The organism is Streptomyces sp. NPDC107498 (assembly GCF_055582805.1).
The window spans coordinates 80,496-95,105 of the sequence record NZ_JBVJPE010000015.1 but is presented as its reverse complement, the minus strand read 5'-3'; the positions used below and the strand labels follow the sequence as shown (position 1 = coordinate 95,105).

Below are 14,610 nucleotides of genomic sequence, written 5' to 3'. Positions count from 1 at the left end.
TCGTACGCGAAAAGAACGATTCTTCCCTGTGAACTATTCTCACCAGAGAACCATAAGAGAACGGAGTGGACCCGTGTCCGCAGCAGAAAGCCGGGCCGAGCTCCGGCCGTCCGCCGCCCCCCGTCCGCACGGGGAAGCCCAGGGAGGCCCTCCGCCCGGCGTGCTCGCCGTGGTGTTCACCGGGCTGTTCCTGGCCGGGCTGGTGCTCAGCACCGTGCTCGCCGACGGTGACCCCTTCCCCTCGCCCTTCGGCGGGACCGGCGAGATCGTGGCGTACTTCCAGGCCCACTCCGACGCCGTCCGGATCTCCGGCGCCCTCCAGTTCGCGGCCTCCATCCCGCTGGCCGTCTACGCCGCCACGGTCTCGGCCCGGCTGCACCGGCTCGGCGTCCGCGCGCCCGGCGCGACCATCGCCCTGGCCGGCGGCCTCCTCGCCGCCGGTTTCCTGGCCTGCTGCGGCCTGGTGAGCTGGACCCTGTCGCGTACGGAGGTCCTGGAGCTCCCGCCGCTCGTCCGGGCCCTCCAGTACCTGGCCTTCGCCACCGGCGGCCCGGGCCACGTCGTGACGCTGGGCCTGCTGGTGGCCGGGATCGCCGTCCCCGGGCTCCTCGCCGGACTGCTGCCCCGCGCGTTCGCCGTGACCGGCCTCGCCCTGGCGGCGGTCGCCGAACTCTCGACCCTCGTCCTGCTCCTCGACGGCGCCGCCCTGCTGCTGCCCCTGGCCCGCTTCACCTGCCTGGGCTGGCTGATCGCCGCCGGCTTCCTGCTGCCCCGGCACCGCGCCCGTACCCGTACCCGTACCCCTACCCGTACCGAGCCCCTCCTCCGCACCGGCAAGGAGCACTGACATGACCGACACCACGACGGACACGACGGCCAGGACGGCCAGGACGGCCAGGACGGCCACGGACAAGAAGCTCACGGACAAGCTGGTGCGCTTCCAACAGCCCGAGAAGGTCCTCCGCTACCTGGGCGAGGTGCCCGACACCCGCCTCGCCGCCCTCTTCGGCCTGGACACCGAGACGTACCGGACGCTCCTGCGCGGCCTCGACGACCAGACCCAGGAGGTCGCCGCCGAGCTCCTCGAGGACCCCGCCTTCGCCGAACGGGTCGACCGGCTGCCCTTCCGGCCGGGGCAGCGGATCGTGGCCCTCGGCGAGAGCACCACCGCCGACCGGCTCTCCTGGTTCTCGATCCTGCGCCACCTCCTCCCGGACGGCGTCGAGCTCGTCAACCTCGCCGTCTCCGGCTCCACCACCACGCAGGCCCTCGCCCAGCTGCCCCAGCTCGGCTTCCTGCGCCCCGACTGGATCCTGTGCATGCTCGGCGCCAACGACGCCCAGCGGCTGGGCCGCGGCGCGGGGGCCGTCGGCACCCGGCTGGTCAGCGAGACGGAGACCGAGCGCAACCTCCTCGCCCTGCGGGACCTCACCGGGCGCGGCGGCCCCTCCGGCCCGGACCGCTGGATCTGGCTCACCCCGAGCGCGGTGGACCAGGAGCGGGCCGACGCCTATCCACACTTCCGTCGCGCCGGGATCGGCTGGACGAGCGAGGACGTCGACGGTGTCGCCGACTTCCTCCTCGGGCGTCCGGAGCTCACGGTCGACACCCGGCGGGCCACCGCCGGTCTCCACCTCGACGACGGCGTCCACCTCGGCCTCGACGGCCAGCGTGCCGTCACCGTCGCCCTCGTCGACGCGCTGGCACAGCGGGCAGGGGCGGTGGCCCCATGAGGCTCATGCTCTTCGGCGTCACCGGAGGTACGGGCGCGCAGCTCCTGACCCAGGCCCTCGGCGCCGGCCACCGGGTCACGGCCGTCGCCCGCGACCCCGCCCGGGTCCCCGCAGCGGACCCGGGGGCCGGGCTGACCGTCCTGCCCGGCGACGTGCTCGCCCCCGGGAGCTGGCGGAAGGCGGTCGCCGGCCACGACGCCGTCCTCTCCTGCCTCGGCAGCACCGACCGCAAGCACCCCACGACCGTCTACTCGCGGGGCACGCGGAACATCGTCGAGGCCATGCGCGCCTCCGGCGTCGACCGGCTGCTCTGCCTCTCGTCCGCCGGCCTGGAGATCACCCCGGAGGTGCCGCTGCCGCAGCGGCTCGTCACCCGGTACGTGATCCAGCGGCTCTACCGGCACGGCTACGCCGACATGGCCCGGATGGAGGACTTCGTGCGGTCGCCCGCCGCGGACGGCACCGTGTGGACGGTGGTCCGGCCCCCGATGCTGACCGACGGCCCGCTGACCCGCTCCTACCGGACCGCGGAGAACGCCCCTCTGGAGCGGCCGAAGTCGCTCTCCCGCGCCGATCTCGCGCACTACCTGCTCACCCACGTCGACGACCGCCGCGCCCACCGGGCCGTCGTGGAGGTCGCGTACTGAGAACCCCGCGGCGAGAACCCACGCGCTCAAGGCGAGAACCCACCCGCTCGAACCCGCGCACTCATATGTGCGGCTCCTCGCACGCCCGTGCGTCCGGTGCGGAAGAATGGGGCGGTGACCTCTCCCCGTTCCCCGCGCCCTTCCGCCCCGGTGGCCCGGCTGATCGCCACCGACCTCGACGGCACCCTGCTGCGTGACGACAAGTCCGTCTCCGAGCGCACGGTCGCCGCCCTCGCGGCCGCCGAGCAGGCCGGCATCGAGGTCTTCTTCGTCACCGGCCGCCCGGCCCGCTGGATGGACGTCGTCAGCGACCACGTCCACGGCCACGGCCTGGCGATCTGCGCCAACGGGGCCGCCGTCGTCGACCTCCACGCGGGAGGCGCCTTCCTGGAGGTACGCCCGCTGGAGCGGCCGGTCGCGCTCGACGTGGTCCGCGCCCTGCGCGCCGCCGCGCCGGGGACGTCCTTCGCCGTCGAGCTCACCACCGGCATCCACTACGAGCCGCAGTACCCGCCCTTCTTCCTCGACCCCGGCGCCACCGTCGCCACCGCCGAGAAGCTCCTCTACGAGGAGAAGGCCGGCTCGGCCGCTCCGGTGCTCAAGCTGCTCGCCCAGCACCCCGAGCTCGACCCGGACGTGTTCCTCGCGCTCGCGCGGGAGGCCGCGGGCGACCGGGCCGCCTTCACCCGCTCCAGCCCGACCGCCCTCATCGAGATCAGCGCGTTCGGCGTCTCGAAGGCCTCCACCCTGGCCCTGTGCTGCGCCGAGCGCGGCATCGCGGCCGAGGAGGTCGTCGCCTTCGGCGACATGCCGAACGACATCGAGATGCTGAGCTGGGCCGGCCGCTCGTACGCCATGGGCAACGCCCACCCTGACGTCATCACCGCCGCCTCGGGCCGCACGGTCGGCAACAACGAGGACGGCGTGGCCGTCGTCATCGAACGGCTCGTCGCGGAGGTCCTCGGCGCGTCGGAGGCGTCGGCCTAGCCGAAGGCCCCGGGCTAGTCGGAGGCCTCGGGCTAGTCGGGGCCCTCGGGCTAGTCGGAGACGTCGGGCTGGAGCGGTGCCTCCCACAGCACCGTCGTCCCGCCGCCGTCCTCGCCCAGGCCCGGGCCGCACCAGCTCGCGCCGCCCAGCGACTCGGCCCGGCGCGCCAGATTGCGCAGGCCGCTGCGCCGCCCGCCCGCCGGGATGCCGATCCCGTCGTCGGCGACCGAGAGCCGCACCCCGGCGGAGCCGTCGGGCAGGGTGACCCCGGCGTCGACGACGACCTCGATGCGGCTCGCCTCCGCGTGCCGGAACGCGTTCGAGAGCGCTTCGCGCAGGGCGGCGATGAGGTTCTTGCCGGTGAGCTCCCCGACCGTCGCGTCGATCGCGCCGAGGAAGCGGTGCGCGGGCTTGAAGCCGAGCGGCACCGCCGCCATGTTGATCTCCCGCAGGACGCGGGTGCGCAGCCCCGACGGGGCCTCGGCGGGACCCTGCTGGAGCGCGAAGATCGCCGTACGGATCTCCTGGATGGTCACGTCCAGCTCGTCCACGGCCTTGCCCACGCCCTCGCGCACGGCCGGCACGATCGACCTCCGCTGGGCGCTCTCCAGCATCATGCCGGTGGCGAAGAGCCGCTGGATGACCAGGTCGTGCAGGTCCCGGGCGATCCGGTCGCGGTCCTCGAAGACGGCGAGGCGCTCCCGGTCGCGCTGCGCGTCGGCCATCATCAGGGCGAGGGCGGCCTGCGAGGCGAACTGGGTGGCGAGCGTCCGCTCGGCCTCCGTGAACGGCCGGGCGCCGCGCAGCCGGGGCGTGGCGAGCGCGCCGAGGACCCGTCCGCCGCTCTGCAGCGGCAGCATCATGCTCGGCCCGTACGGGGACGTCAGCCGGCTGATCATGCGCGGATCGGTCGAGGCGTCGGCCACGAAGACGGCCTCGCCCTGCAGGAGTTCCTTCACGACGGCGCTCTCGGACGGGATCACCGTGCCCAGCGACTTCGTGGGCAGGGGCGAGGAGACGGCGACGATCTCCAGGCCGCCTTCCTCGGCGGGCAGCAGCACGATCCCGGCGTCCGCGCCGGCGAGCCTGCGGGCCTGTTCGGCGACGACCGTGAGGGCGTCGTCCGCGTCGCCGCCGGAGAGCAGGGCGGTGGTGACGGCGACCGAGCCGTCGATCCACCGTTCGCGCTGCCGGGCCGCCTCGTACAGGCGGGCGTTGCCGATCGCGATCCCGGCCTCGGTGGCGAGGACCCGGACCATGTGCACGTCGTCGTCGTTGAACTCGCCGCCGCCGTGCTTCTCCGCGAGGTAGAGATTGCCGAAGATCTCGCCCTGGACCCGGATGGGGACGCCGAGGAAGGACCGCATCGGCGGATGCCCCGGCGGGAAGCCCGCCGCGCGCGGATCGGTGGACAGATCGGCGAGCCGGATGGTCTGCGGGTCGCGGATCAGCGCGCCGAGCAACCCCGCACGGCCGTCGGGGCGGTGGCCGATCCGGCGGACCACGTCCTCGCCGGCGCCGAAGGTGACGAAGGCGGAGAGCCCCTCGCCCTCCTCGTCGACCACGCCGATCGCGGCGTACTCGGCGTCGGCGAGTTCGGCGGCGGTCTCGCAGATCCGGTCGAGGGTGGAGGGGAGTTCGAGCCCGGTGCCGACCGAACGCATGGCCTCCAGGAGCTGCGGCACGCGGGCGGTGAGCTCCGTGGACAACCCCTGGAGGCTGCGGGTGACCTGGGTGGCGGCTTCCAGGGGGTCCGGGGCGTCGGACGCGGCGGCGGTCATGGAAGCGAGCCTAGTAAGTCCTATTTGGCGAGAAAAGTCGGCCGTTCCGTACCGGTCGTCGCGGAGGTGACGAGCAGGTCGGTTCCCCGTTCCCGCTCCAGCATCCGGCGCAGCGGGCCCTCCGTCGCCGCGAGCTCGGCGTACGGGCCGCGCTGCACGGTCCGGCCCTCGTCAAGGACCACCACCTCGTCGACGGCGTCGAGACCGTGCAGCCGGTGGGTGATGAGGACGGTGGTGCGGCCCTCGGTGGCCCGGAGCAGATCGTCGGTGAGGGCGTCGGCGGTGGCCAGGTCCAGGTGCTCGGCGGGTTCGTCGAGGACGAGGACCGGGAAGTCGGCGAGGAGGGCCCGGGCGAGCGCGAGGCGCTGCCGCTGTCCTCCGGACAACCGGGAGCCGTGCTCGCCCACGAGCGTGTCGAGTCCGGCGGGCAGCCCGTCGACCCAGTCGAGCAGCCGGGCCCGGCGCAGCGCCTCGCGCAGCTCCTCGTCGTCCGCACCGACCTTGGCGAGCCGCAGGTTCTCGCGCACGGAGCTGTCGAAGAGATGGGCGTCCTGGGCGCAGAGCCCGACGAACCGCCGGACCGCGTCGCCGTCCAGCTCCCAGGCCGGTACGCCGCCGATGCGGTACGTGCCGTACTCCACGTCCAGGAACCGCAGCAGCACCTGGGCGAGCGTGGTCTTGCCGGAGCCGGAGGCACCGACGACCGCGACCCGGCGCCCCGCCTCCAGGGTGAGCCCGAACCCGTCGAGCGCGAGCCGCTCCTGTCCGGCGTGCCGGGCCGAGAGCCCGGCCAGTTCCAGCGGGAACGGGCTCGCCGGGGGAGCGGCGGGCGTCTCCGGCTCGTGCACGGGGACGGGGGCGTCGAGCACCTCGAAGACCCGCTCGGCACTGCGCTTGATCCGCTGCCGGTACTGGACGGCGAGCGGCAGTCCGGTGACGGCCTCGAAGGCGGCGAGGGGCGTCAGGACGATCACGGCGAGGGCCACCCCGTCGAGCCGCCCGTCCCGTACGGCCTGGACGCCGACGAGCGCGGCGGCCGCGACCGTCAGGTCGCGGACCAGGGCCGAGAGGCCGGCGCCGAGCGCGGTGGCGGCGGCCTGCCGGGAGGCGATGGAGGTGAGGGCGCGGTCCGCGTCCCGCGTCCGCGCGATCCGGCCGCGGAGCGCACCGGCGACGGTCAGTTCGGCGCAGCCGCGCAGCAGGTCGGCCACGGCGGTCGCCAGGGCGCCGCGCGCGGGGGCGAGCCGCCGTTCGGCCCGGCGGGCGAGGGCTCCGCCGGCCGCCGGCACGGCGACTCCGGCGACCAGCAGGCCCGCGGCGAGGACGGCACCGGCCTGGGGCAGCAGCCAGGCGGTGAACCCGGCGGAGGCGATGCCCACGACGAGCGCGGCGCCCACCGGGAGCAGCCAGCGCAGCCAGTAGTCCTGGAGGGCGTCGACGTCCTGGACGAGCCGTGCGAGGAGGTCACCGCGCCGGATGCGGCGCAGTCCGGCCGGAGCGATCCGCTCCAGGCGCCGGTAGACGGAGACCCGCAGGTCGGCGAGCATCCGCAGGACGGCGTCGTGCGAGACGAGCCGCTCGGCGTACCGGAAGACGGCCCGGCCGATGCCGAAGGCGCGCGTGGCGGTGACGGCCATCATCAGGTAGAGCACGGGCGGCTGTTCGGAGGCCCGCGAGATGAGCCAGCCGGACACGGCCATGAGCCCGACGGCGGATCCGAGCGCCAGGCTTCCGAGCAGCAGCGCGAGCGCCATCCTGCTCTTGAGCTTCCCGGCCGTCCCCCGCACCCGCGCCAGTGCGGGCCCCTGTTCCGCACGGGGCGGAACGGGCGGGCGCACCCCACCGGCGACGCCGTCGTCTTCCGCACCCGCGCCCCCGGCGCCCCGGACGGTCGCCCCGGGCGCCTCCGGTGCGGCGGGCTCCGCACCCACCACGGCACCGCCCAGGCTCACCACCCGATCGGCGACGGCCAGCAGTGCCGGCCGGTGCACGACCAGCAGCACCGTCCGCCCGGCGGCGAGACGGCGGACCGCCTCCACGACCCCCGCCTCCGTCGCACCGTCCAGCGCCGCCGTCGGCTCGTCGAGCAGCAGCAGCGGCCGGTCCGCCAGGAACGCACGGGCGAGCGCGAGCCGTTGCCGCTGTCCCGCCGAGAGTCCCGCGCCGTCCTCGCCGAGCGGGGTGTCGAGACCCTGGGGCAGCCCCGCCACGAACCCGTCCGCCCCGGCGTCCCGCAGGGCGTCCCGTACCGCCTCGTCGGAGGCGTCCGGACGGGCGAGCCGTACGTTCTCGGCGACCGTCCCCGCGAAGAGGTACGGGCGCTGCGGGACCCAGGCGATCCGGGACCGCCACTCCTCCACGTCGAGCGTCGCCAGGTCGGTGCCCCCGACCCGTACGGAACCGCCCTCCTCCGGCACCGCGAAGCCCAGAACGACGTCGAGCAGCGTCGACTTCCCGGCCCCGCTCGGCCCGACCAGAGCCACCGTCTCGCCCGGTTCCACCGTCAGCGTCGCCGCGTCGAGCGAGGGCTCGGCGCGCCCCGCGTGGCGGACGGTCACGCCGTCGAGCTCAAGGCGTACGGACTCCGGCGCGGCCGCCGTGCCGCCGTCCCGTACCGGCTGCTCCAGGACGTCGAAGATCTCCTCCGCCGCCGCGAGCCCCTCCGCCGCCGCGTGGTACTGCGCCCCCACCTGCCGCAGCGGAAGGTACGCCTCGGGCGCCAGGATCAGGATGACGAGCCCGGTGTACAGATCGAGCTCGCCGTGGACGAGCCGCATGCCGATGGTCACGGCGACGAGCGCGACCGACAGGGTCGCCAGGAGCTCCAGGGCGAAGGAGGACAGGAAGGCGATCCGCAGCGTGCGCATCGTCGCCCGGCGGTACTCCGAGGTGATCGCGCGGATCGACTCCGCCTGGGCCTTCGCCCGGCCGAAGATCTTGAGGGTGGGCAGGCCGGCCACCACGTCCAGGAAGTGCCCGGAGAGCCGTGAGAGCAGCTTCCACTGCCGGTCCATCCGGGCCTGGGTGTACCAGCCGATGAGGACCATGAAGACCGGGATGAGCGGCAGCGTGACCACGATGATCGCCGCCGAGACCCAGTCCTCGGTGACGATCCGGGCCAGGACCGCCACCGGCACGACCACCGCGAGGCCCAGTTGCGGCAGATAGCGGGCGAAGTAGTCGTCGAGGGCGTCCACGCCCCGGGTGGCGAGGGCGATCAGCGAGCCGGTCTTCTGGCCGCTCAGCCACCCCGGTCCGAGCGCGGCCGCGCGGCCGAGGAGCCGACCGCGCAACTCGGACTTGACCGCCGCGCTCGCCCGGTGGGCGGCGAGCTCGGTCAGCCAGGAGACGAGCCCCCGCGCCACCGCGACTCCGGCGAGCAGCAGCAGGGGCGCGGTCAGGTCGGCGGCCGACTGGGCCTTCTGGAAGGCCCCCACCACGATCTCGGCGACGAGCATCGCCTGGGCGACGACCAGCGCCGCTCCGACGAGGCCGAGCACGACCACCGCGCTCAGGAAGAGACGGGTGGCCCTGGCGTACCGGAGCAGGCGCGGGTCGATCGGTTTCACGTGAAACATGCTCCTCTGGAGAGCGTCGGCCGCCGAGCGCCGGCGGGGGCGTCGGCGGCCGAGTGGCGACTAGTGAGCATCGGCGATGTGCTGCGTACCGATGCGCTTGCGGAACACCCAGTAGGTCCAGCCCTGGTAGAGCAGCACCAGCGGGGTCGCGATCGCCGCACACCAGGTCATGATCTTGAGCGTGTACGGGCTCGAGGACGCGTTCGTCACGGTGAGGCTCCACTCGGGGTCGAGTGAGGACGGCATGACGTTCGGGAAGAGCGCCAGGAAGAGCATCGCCACGGTTGCGGCGATCGTCACGCCCGAGAGCGCGAACGACCAGCCCTCGCGTCCCGCCTTGATGGCGACGAGGGCGCCGACCAGCGCCACCACGGCGACCAGCATCGCCGCGAGGCTCCCGCCGTCCCCCGTGTCGACCTGGGTCCAGCTCAGGAAGCCCAGGGCGAGCACCGCCGTGACCAGACCCAGCTTGAGCGCGAGCGCCCGTGCCCGGCCCCGGATGTCCCCGACCGTCTTGAGCGAGGCGAAGACCGCTCCGTGGAAGGTGAAGAGGGCGAGCGTGACCAGACCGCCGAGGAGCGCGTACGGGTTGAGCAGGTCCCCGAGGGTGCCGACGTACTCCATGTCGGCGTCGATCTTCACGCCCCGGACGATGTTGCCGAAGGCCACGCCCCAGAGGAACGCGGGGATCAGCGAGGTCCAGAAGATCGCCTGCTCCCAGTTGCGCTGCCAGTTCTCCTCGGCCCGCTTCACCCGGTACTCGAAGGCGACGCCCCGGACGATCAGGCAGACCAGGATGATCAGCAGCGGCAGGTAGAAGCCGGAGAACAGCGTCGCGTACCAGTCGGGGAACGCGGCGAAGGTCGCGCCGCCGGCGGTGAGCAGCCACACCTCGTTGCCGTCCCAGACGGGTCCGATGGTGTTGATGAGGACCCGCTTCTCGGCCCGGTCACGGGCGAGCAGCTTGGTCAGGACTCCGATCCCGAAGTCGAAGCCTTCGAGGAAGAAGTAGCCGGTCCAGAGGACGGCGATGAGTACGAACCAGACGTCGTGGAGTTCCATGCCTCGATCTCCTCAGCCTCAGTACGAGAAGGCCATGGGCCGGTCGGGGTCACGAGAGTCCCCGCCGATCCTGGTGGGCGGGTTGAGGTCGTCCTCGGTGAGCTCCGGCGGGCCCGCCTTGACGTACTTGACGAGGAGCTTGACCTCGATGACGGCGAGGATCGCGTAGAGGGTGGTGAAGACGATCATCGAGGTGAGGACCTCGCCCTGGGAGACACCGGGGGAGACCGCGTCACGGGTGCGCAGCACGCCGTAGACGACCCAGGGCTGGCGGCCCATCTCGGTGAAGATCCAGCCCCAGGAGCTGGCGATCAGCGGGAACGCCATCGTCCAGAGGGCGGCGATCCAGTACCACCTGCCCAGGCGGGGGCTGAGCGCCTTCCGCTTGAACAGGACCAGGTTCGGCACCTCGTCCTCACCGGTCCGCATCCCCGGCGGCAGCATGAACTTCTTCCGGGTCAGCCAGAGGCCGAGCATGCCGATGCCCAGCGAGGCCATGCCGAAGCCGATCATCCAGCGGAAGCCCCAGTAGGCGACGGGGATGTTGGGCCGGTAGTCGCCGGGGCCGAACTTCTCCTGCTCGGCCTTGTTCACGTCGTTGATGCCGGGGACGTACGAGCTGAAGTCGTCGTTCGCGAGGAAGGACAGCAGGCCCGGGACCTCGACGGCGACCGTGTTGTGGCCCTTCTCGACGTCGCCGTAGGCGAAGACGGAGAAGGGCGCGGGCGCCTCGCCGTCCCAGAGCGCCTCGGCGGCGGCCATCTTCATCGGCTGCTGCTTGAACATGACCTTGCCGAGCAGGTCACCGCTGATGGCGGTGCCGAGGCCGGCGATGATCAGCGTGATCAGACCGAGCCGCAGCGAGGTCCGCATGATCGGGACGTGCTTCTTGCGCGCCAGGTGGAAGGCGGAGATGCCCACCATGAACGCGCCGCCGACCAGGAACGCCGCCGTCATCGTGTGGAAGAACTGGGTGAGCGCGGTGTTCTGGGTGAGCACCTGCCAGAAGTCGGTGAGCTCCGCCCGGCCGCGCTCCTTGTCGATGCGGTAGCCCACGGGGTGCTGCATCCAGGAGTTGGCCGCCAGGATGAAGTACGCGGAGAGGATCGTGCCGATCGACACCATCCAGATGCAGGCGAGGTGGATCTTCTTCGGGAGCTTGTCCCAGCCGAAGATCCACAGACCGATGAAGGTCGACTCGAAGAAGAAGGCGATGAGCGCCTCGAAGGCGAGCGGGGCGCCGAAGACGTCGCCGACGAAGCGGGAGTAGTCGGACCAGTTCATGCCGAACTGGAATTCCTGCACGATCCCGGTGACCACGCCCATGGCGATGTTGATCAGGAAGAGCTTGCCCCAGAACTTCGTCGCCCTGAGGTACTTCTCCTTGCCCGTGCGGACCCAGGCGGTCTGGATGCCGGCGGTGAGCGCGGCAAGCGAGATCGTCAGGGGCACGAACAGGAAGTGGTAGACGGTGGTGATGCCGAACTGCCAGCGCGCCAGTGTCTCCGGCGCCAAAGCTAGGTTCACGTCTTCTCCTTACTCGACGTGGTCACAGCGGGCAGTCTGCCTGGCGGGTTCCACCCCAAAAGGGGAGGAAGCAGGACACGCTTGTGAACGCGTTCACATTCACAAGCATTATTACTTATACGAAATCCGCACCGTAAGGCGGGGGGCTGTACTACGGGTCACACTTTCCGAGCCCTTCAACATATTGTTGAATCCGGTGTATGACTCTTCGGATACGCATCTCCTGGCCGGCCGGACACACCACGGCCACCCTGGACGAAACCCCCACGAGCAAGGCGCTCGCGGGGGTTCTCCCGATCATCTCCACCGCCCGGACCTGGGGCGAGGAGGTCTACTTCGACACGCCGGTCTCCACCTCGGTCGAGGACGGCGCGCGTCAGGTCGTCGAGCCCGGCACCGTGGCCTTCTGGACGGAGGGCGACGCGCTCGCCCTCCCCTACGGCCCGACCCCGATCTCGCGGGGCGAGGAGTGCCGGCTGGCGAGCCCCTGCAATCTGCTGGGCGCGCTCGACGGCGACCCGCGGGTCCTGGCCACCGTCAGAGACGGTGACCCGATCCGCGTGGAACTCGCCGGGAACTGATCAGAGGCCCTCGCGGAAGCCCTCCGCCGCCTTCAGGAACAGGTCGTTCGCCTCGCACTCACCGATCGTGACGCGCACGCCCTCGCCCGCGAACGGCCGCACCACCACGCCGTGCCGCTCGCACTCCGCCGCGAAGTCCATGGTCCGCTCACCGAGCCGCAGCCAGACGAAGTTGGCCTGGGTGTCCGGCACGGTCCAGCCCTGGGCCACGAGCCCCGCGTGGACCCGCTCGCGCTCGACCACCAGCGAGCCGACCCGCCCGAGCAGTTCGTCCTCGGCCCGCAGCGAGGCCACCGCCGCGTCCTGCGCCAGCTGGCTCACGCCGAACGGCACCGCCGTCTTGCGCAGCGCCGCAGCCACCGGCTCGTGGGCGATCGCGAAGCCGACCCGCAGCCCCGCCAAGCCGTACGCCTTGGAGAAGGTGCGCAGCACGGCGACGTTGGGCCGGTCGCGGTAGAGCTCGATGCCGTCCGGGATGTCGCTGTCGCGGACGAACTCCCGGTAGGCCTCGTCGAGCACGACGAGGACGTCGGAGGGCACCCGGTCCAGGAAGCGCTCCAGCTCCGCCCGGCGCACGGCGGTGCCCGTGGGGTTGTTGGGGTTGCAGACGAAGATCAGCCGGGTCCGCTCGGTGATCGCCCCGGCCATCGCGTCGAGGTCGTGCACCTCGCCCCCGGTCAGCGGCACCTGCACGGAGGTGGCCCCGCTGATCTGCGTGATGATCGGGTACGCCTCGAAGGAGCGCCAGGCGTAGATCACCTCGTCGCCCGGGCCCGAGGTGGCCTGGAGCAGCGACTGCGCGACGCCGACCGAGCCGGTGCCGGTGGCCAGGTGGGAGACGGGCACGCCGAAGCGGTTCGCCAGCTCCTCCGTCAGCCCGGTGCAGGCCATGTCGGGGTAGCGGTTGAAGTTCGCGGCGGCGGCGAGCGTGCTCTCCATGACCCCCGGCAGCGGCGGGTAGGGGTTCTCGTTGGAGGACAGCTTGAAGGCCACGGGACCGCCCGCGGCGGCCGGCTTGCCCGGCTTGTAGGTGGGGACGCCGTCCAGCTCGGCGCGCAGCTTGGGGCTGCCGGTGCTCGTCCCGCTGGTCTCGCTCACAGTGTGGCCTCCTCGACCGTCCGTACCGCCAATACTCCTCACCTTAAGAGGATTCGCCGCCGCTGCGAATGGGCTGTGGACAACAGGAGGGACACGCTGTGGACACGGCCCCGCTCGCGCTCCGGAAGAAGGGGGGCGCGCACCAGGGTGGCGTGCGCCGGTGGCGGGCGCCGTGGCGCGCATCCCCCGTAGAGGTGAGTTGAGACCTCTTCGAGACCTCGCCCCCACGCCAGGTCTACGCCGTTCGATGGCCCTAGATCGCACGTAAGCCGCGGTAACTGCCTTGGATTTAAAGTCCATTGGCGTTCTTCGATCATGCAGAAACGTGTCTGTCAACGTCTGCATATGCGACCGTCCCGACCGCCCCTCGTCGCCCTACTATCGGCTCGCCATGACAGCAGCAGGGAAGCACCAGGTGAGCCGGGCACAGACCCGGGGAAGCCGGCAGGGCCGGGCAGGCATCCGGGACGTGGCCGCCGCCGCCGGGGTCTCCATCACGACTGTCTCCGACGCGCTCAACGGCAAGGGCCGACTCCCGGACGCCACCCGCCGCCACGTCCGCGAGGTCGCCGACAGGCTGGGCTACCGCCCATCCGCGGCGGCCCGCACGCTCCGTACCGGCAAGTCGGGACTCCTCGGCCTGACCGTGACCACGTACGGGGATGAACCTTTCACCTTCACCGAATTCGCGTACTTCGCGGAGATGGCCAGAGCAGCCACATCGGCGGCACTCGCCCGGGGCTACGCCCTGGTCATCCTCCCCGCCACCTCCCGCCATGACGTCTGGTCGAACGTCGCCCTCGACGGCACCGTCGTCATCGACCCCTCCGACCACGACCCGGTCGTCACCGAACTGGTCCGCCAGGGCCTGCCCGTCGTCTCCGACGGACGCCCCGCCGGCACCCTTCCGGTCACCGCCTGGGTCGACAACGACCACGAAGCCGCCGTCCTCGACCTGCTCGACCACCTCGCCGACGCCGGCGCCCGCCGGATCGGCCTCCTCACCGGAACCACCACCGACACGTACACCCGCCTGTCCACCACCGCGTACCTCAACTGGTGCGAACGGGTGGGCCAGGACCCCGTCTACGAGGCCTATCCGGCGCACGACCCGTGCGCGGGCGCCGTCGCGGCCGACCGGCTGCTCGCCCGCCCGGACCGGCCCGACGCCGTGTACGGCCTCTTCGACCCCAACGGAACCGACCTCCTCGCGGCCGCGCGCCGCTACGGACTGCGCGTCCCGGACGACCTGCTGCTGGTCTGCTGCAGCGAGTCGACCGTCTACGCCACCACCGAACCGCCCATCACGACGCTCTCGCTCAAGCCGCGCCGGATCGGCACGGCCGTCGTCCAGCTCCTCATCGACGCCATCGAAGGGATCGACGCCGACGGTCCGGTCGAGCAGGTGATACCGACCGAACTCATCGTCCGCACCTCCTCGCAGCGGCGTTCGCCGCGCACCACGGTCAGCCCGCCGCGCTCGCCCGCCAAGGACTGAACCCCACGGGCGACGGCGCCCGAACCCGCCGTCATCCGAACCGCCGTCCCCGCCCCTGCCCGTGGGCGGGGACGGCGAAACCGGCCACCGCACCGGCCTCACCCCTGGACTGGACCTT

11 protein-coding genes are annotated in these 14,610 nt (G+C 72.3%); 6 read left to right on the top strand and 5 right to left on the bottom strand.

Annotated features, from left to right (window positions below; translation table 11 throughout):
• Positions 1 to 73: 73 nt before the first annotated feature.
• From ACZ66Z_RS24985 to ACZ66Z_RS24970, 4 genes are all read left to right on the top strand, one after another.
• Positions 74 to 847 (top strand): hypothetical protein, encoded by a 774-nt coding sequence (locus tag ACZ66Z_RS24985; protein WP_469937474.1) that lies wholly within the window; start codon positions 74 to 76, stop codon positions 845 to 847.
• 1 nt (position 848) lies between these two features.
• Positions 849 to 1,733 (top strand): SGNH/GDSL hydrolase family protein, encoded by an 885-nt coding sequence (locus ACZ66Z_RS24980; protein ID WP_469937472.1) that lies wholly within the window; start codon positions 849 to 851, stop codon positions 1,731 to 1,733.
• Positions 1,730 to 2,380 (top strand): NAD(P)-dependent oxidoreductase, encoded by a 651-nt coding sequence (locus ACZ66Z_RS24975; protein WP_469937470.1) that lies wholly within the window; start codon positions 1,730 to 1,732, stop codon positions 2,378 to 2,380. Before ACZ66Z_RS24980 ends, ACZ66Z_RS24975 begins: the two co-directional genes overlap by 4 nt.
• A 114-nt stretch (positions 2,381 to 2,494) precedes the next feature.
• Positions 2,495 to 3,367 (top strand): Cof-type HAD-IIB family hydrolase, encoded by an 873-nt coding sequence (locus ACZ66Z_RS24970; protein ID WP_469937468.1) that lies wholly within the window; start codon positions 2,495 to 2,497, stop codon positions 3,365 to 3,367.
• 50 nt (positions 3,368 to 3,417) lie between these two features.
• Here ACZ66Z_RS24970 and ACZ66Z_RS24965 read toward each other — a convergent pair whose 3' ends face one another.
• The 4 genes from ACZ66Z_RS24965 to ACZ66Z_RS24950 all read right to left on the bottom strand — a co-directional run bounded on the left by ACZ66Z_RS24965 (position 3,418) and on the right by ACZ66Z_RS24950 (position 11,315).
• Positions 3,418 to 5,148, bottom strand: a complete 1,731-nt coding sequence (locus ACZ66Z_RS24965; RefSeq protein ID WP_469937466.1) for a GAF domain-containing sensor histidine kinase — start codon at positions 5,146 to 5,148, stop codon at positions 3,418 to 3,420.
• 20 nt (positions 5,149 to 5,168) lie between these two features.
• Entirely contained in the window at positions 5,169 to 8,717 is a 3,549-nt protein-coding gene (cydD, locus tag ACZ66Z_RS24960) for a thiol reductant ABC exporter subunit CydD (RefSeq protein WP_469937464.1), read from the bottom strand.
• A gap of 69 nt (positions 8,718 to 8,786) precedes the next feature.
• Positions 8,787 to 9,788, bottom strand: a complete 1,002-nt coding sequence (cydB, locus tag ACZ66Z_RS24955; RefSeq protein WP_469937462.1) for a cytochrome d ubiquinol oxidase subunit II — start codon at positions 9,786 to 9,788, stop codon at positions 8,787 to 8,789.
• 18 nt (positions 9,789 to 9,806) lie between these two features.
• Positions 9,807 to 11,315: a cytochrome ubiquinol oxidase subunit I gene (locus tag ACZ66Z_RS24950; protein ID WP_469937460.1), complete on the bottom strand. Its 1,509-nt coding sequence runs from the start codon at positions 11,313 to 11,315 to the stop codon at positions 9,807 to 9,809.
• A 200-nt stretch (positions 11,316 to 11,515) separates the two neighbouring features.
• On the opposite strand from ACZ66Z_RS24950, the gene ACZ66Z_RS24945 reads away from it, so the two are divergent.
• Entirely contained in the window at positions 11,516 to 11,896 is a 381-nt protein-coding gene (locus ACZ66Z_RS24945; RefSeq protein ID WP_469937458.1) for a cyclophilin-like fold protein, read from the top strand.
• On the opposite strand, the gene hisC is transcribed toward ACZ66Z_RS24945, so the two are convergent.
• Positions 11,897 to 12,994 (bottom strand): histidinol-phosphate transaminase, encoded by a 1,098-nt coding sequence (gene hisC, locus ACZ66Z_RS24940; RefSeq protein ID WP_469937456.1) that lies wholly within the window; start codon positions 12,992 to 12,994, stop codon positions 11,897 to 11,899.
• A 391-nt stretch (positions 12,995 to 13,385) separates the two neighbouring features.
• Here hisC and ACZ66Z_RS24935 point away from each other — a divergent pair, with 391 nt between their 5' ends.
• Complete coding sequence (locus tag ACZ66Z_RS24935) at positions 13,386 to 14,492, top strand: LacI family DNA-binding transcriptional regulator (RefSeq protein ID WP_469937454.1); 1,107 nt, start codon at positions 13,386 to 13,388, stop codon at positions 14,490 to 14,492.
• The last annotated feature ends 118 nt before the right edge of the window (positions 14,493 to 14,610 follow it).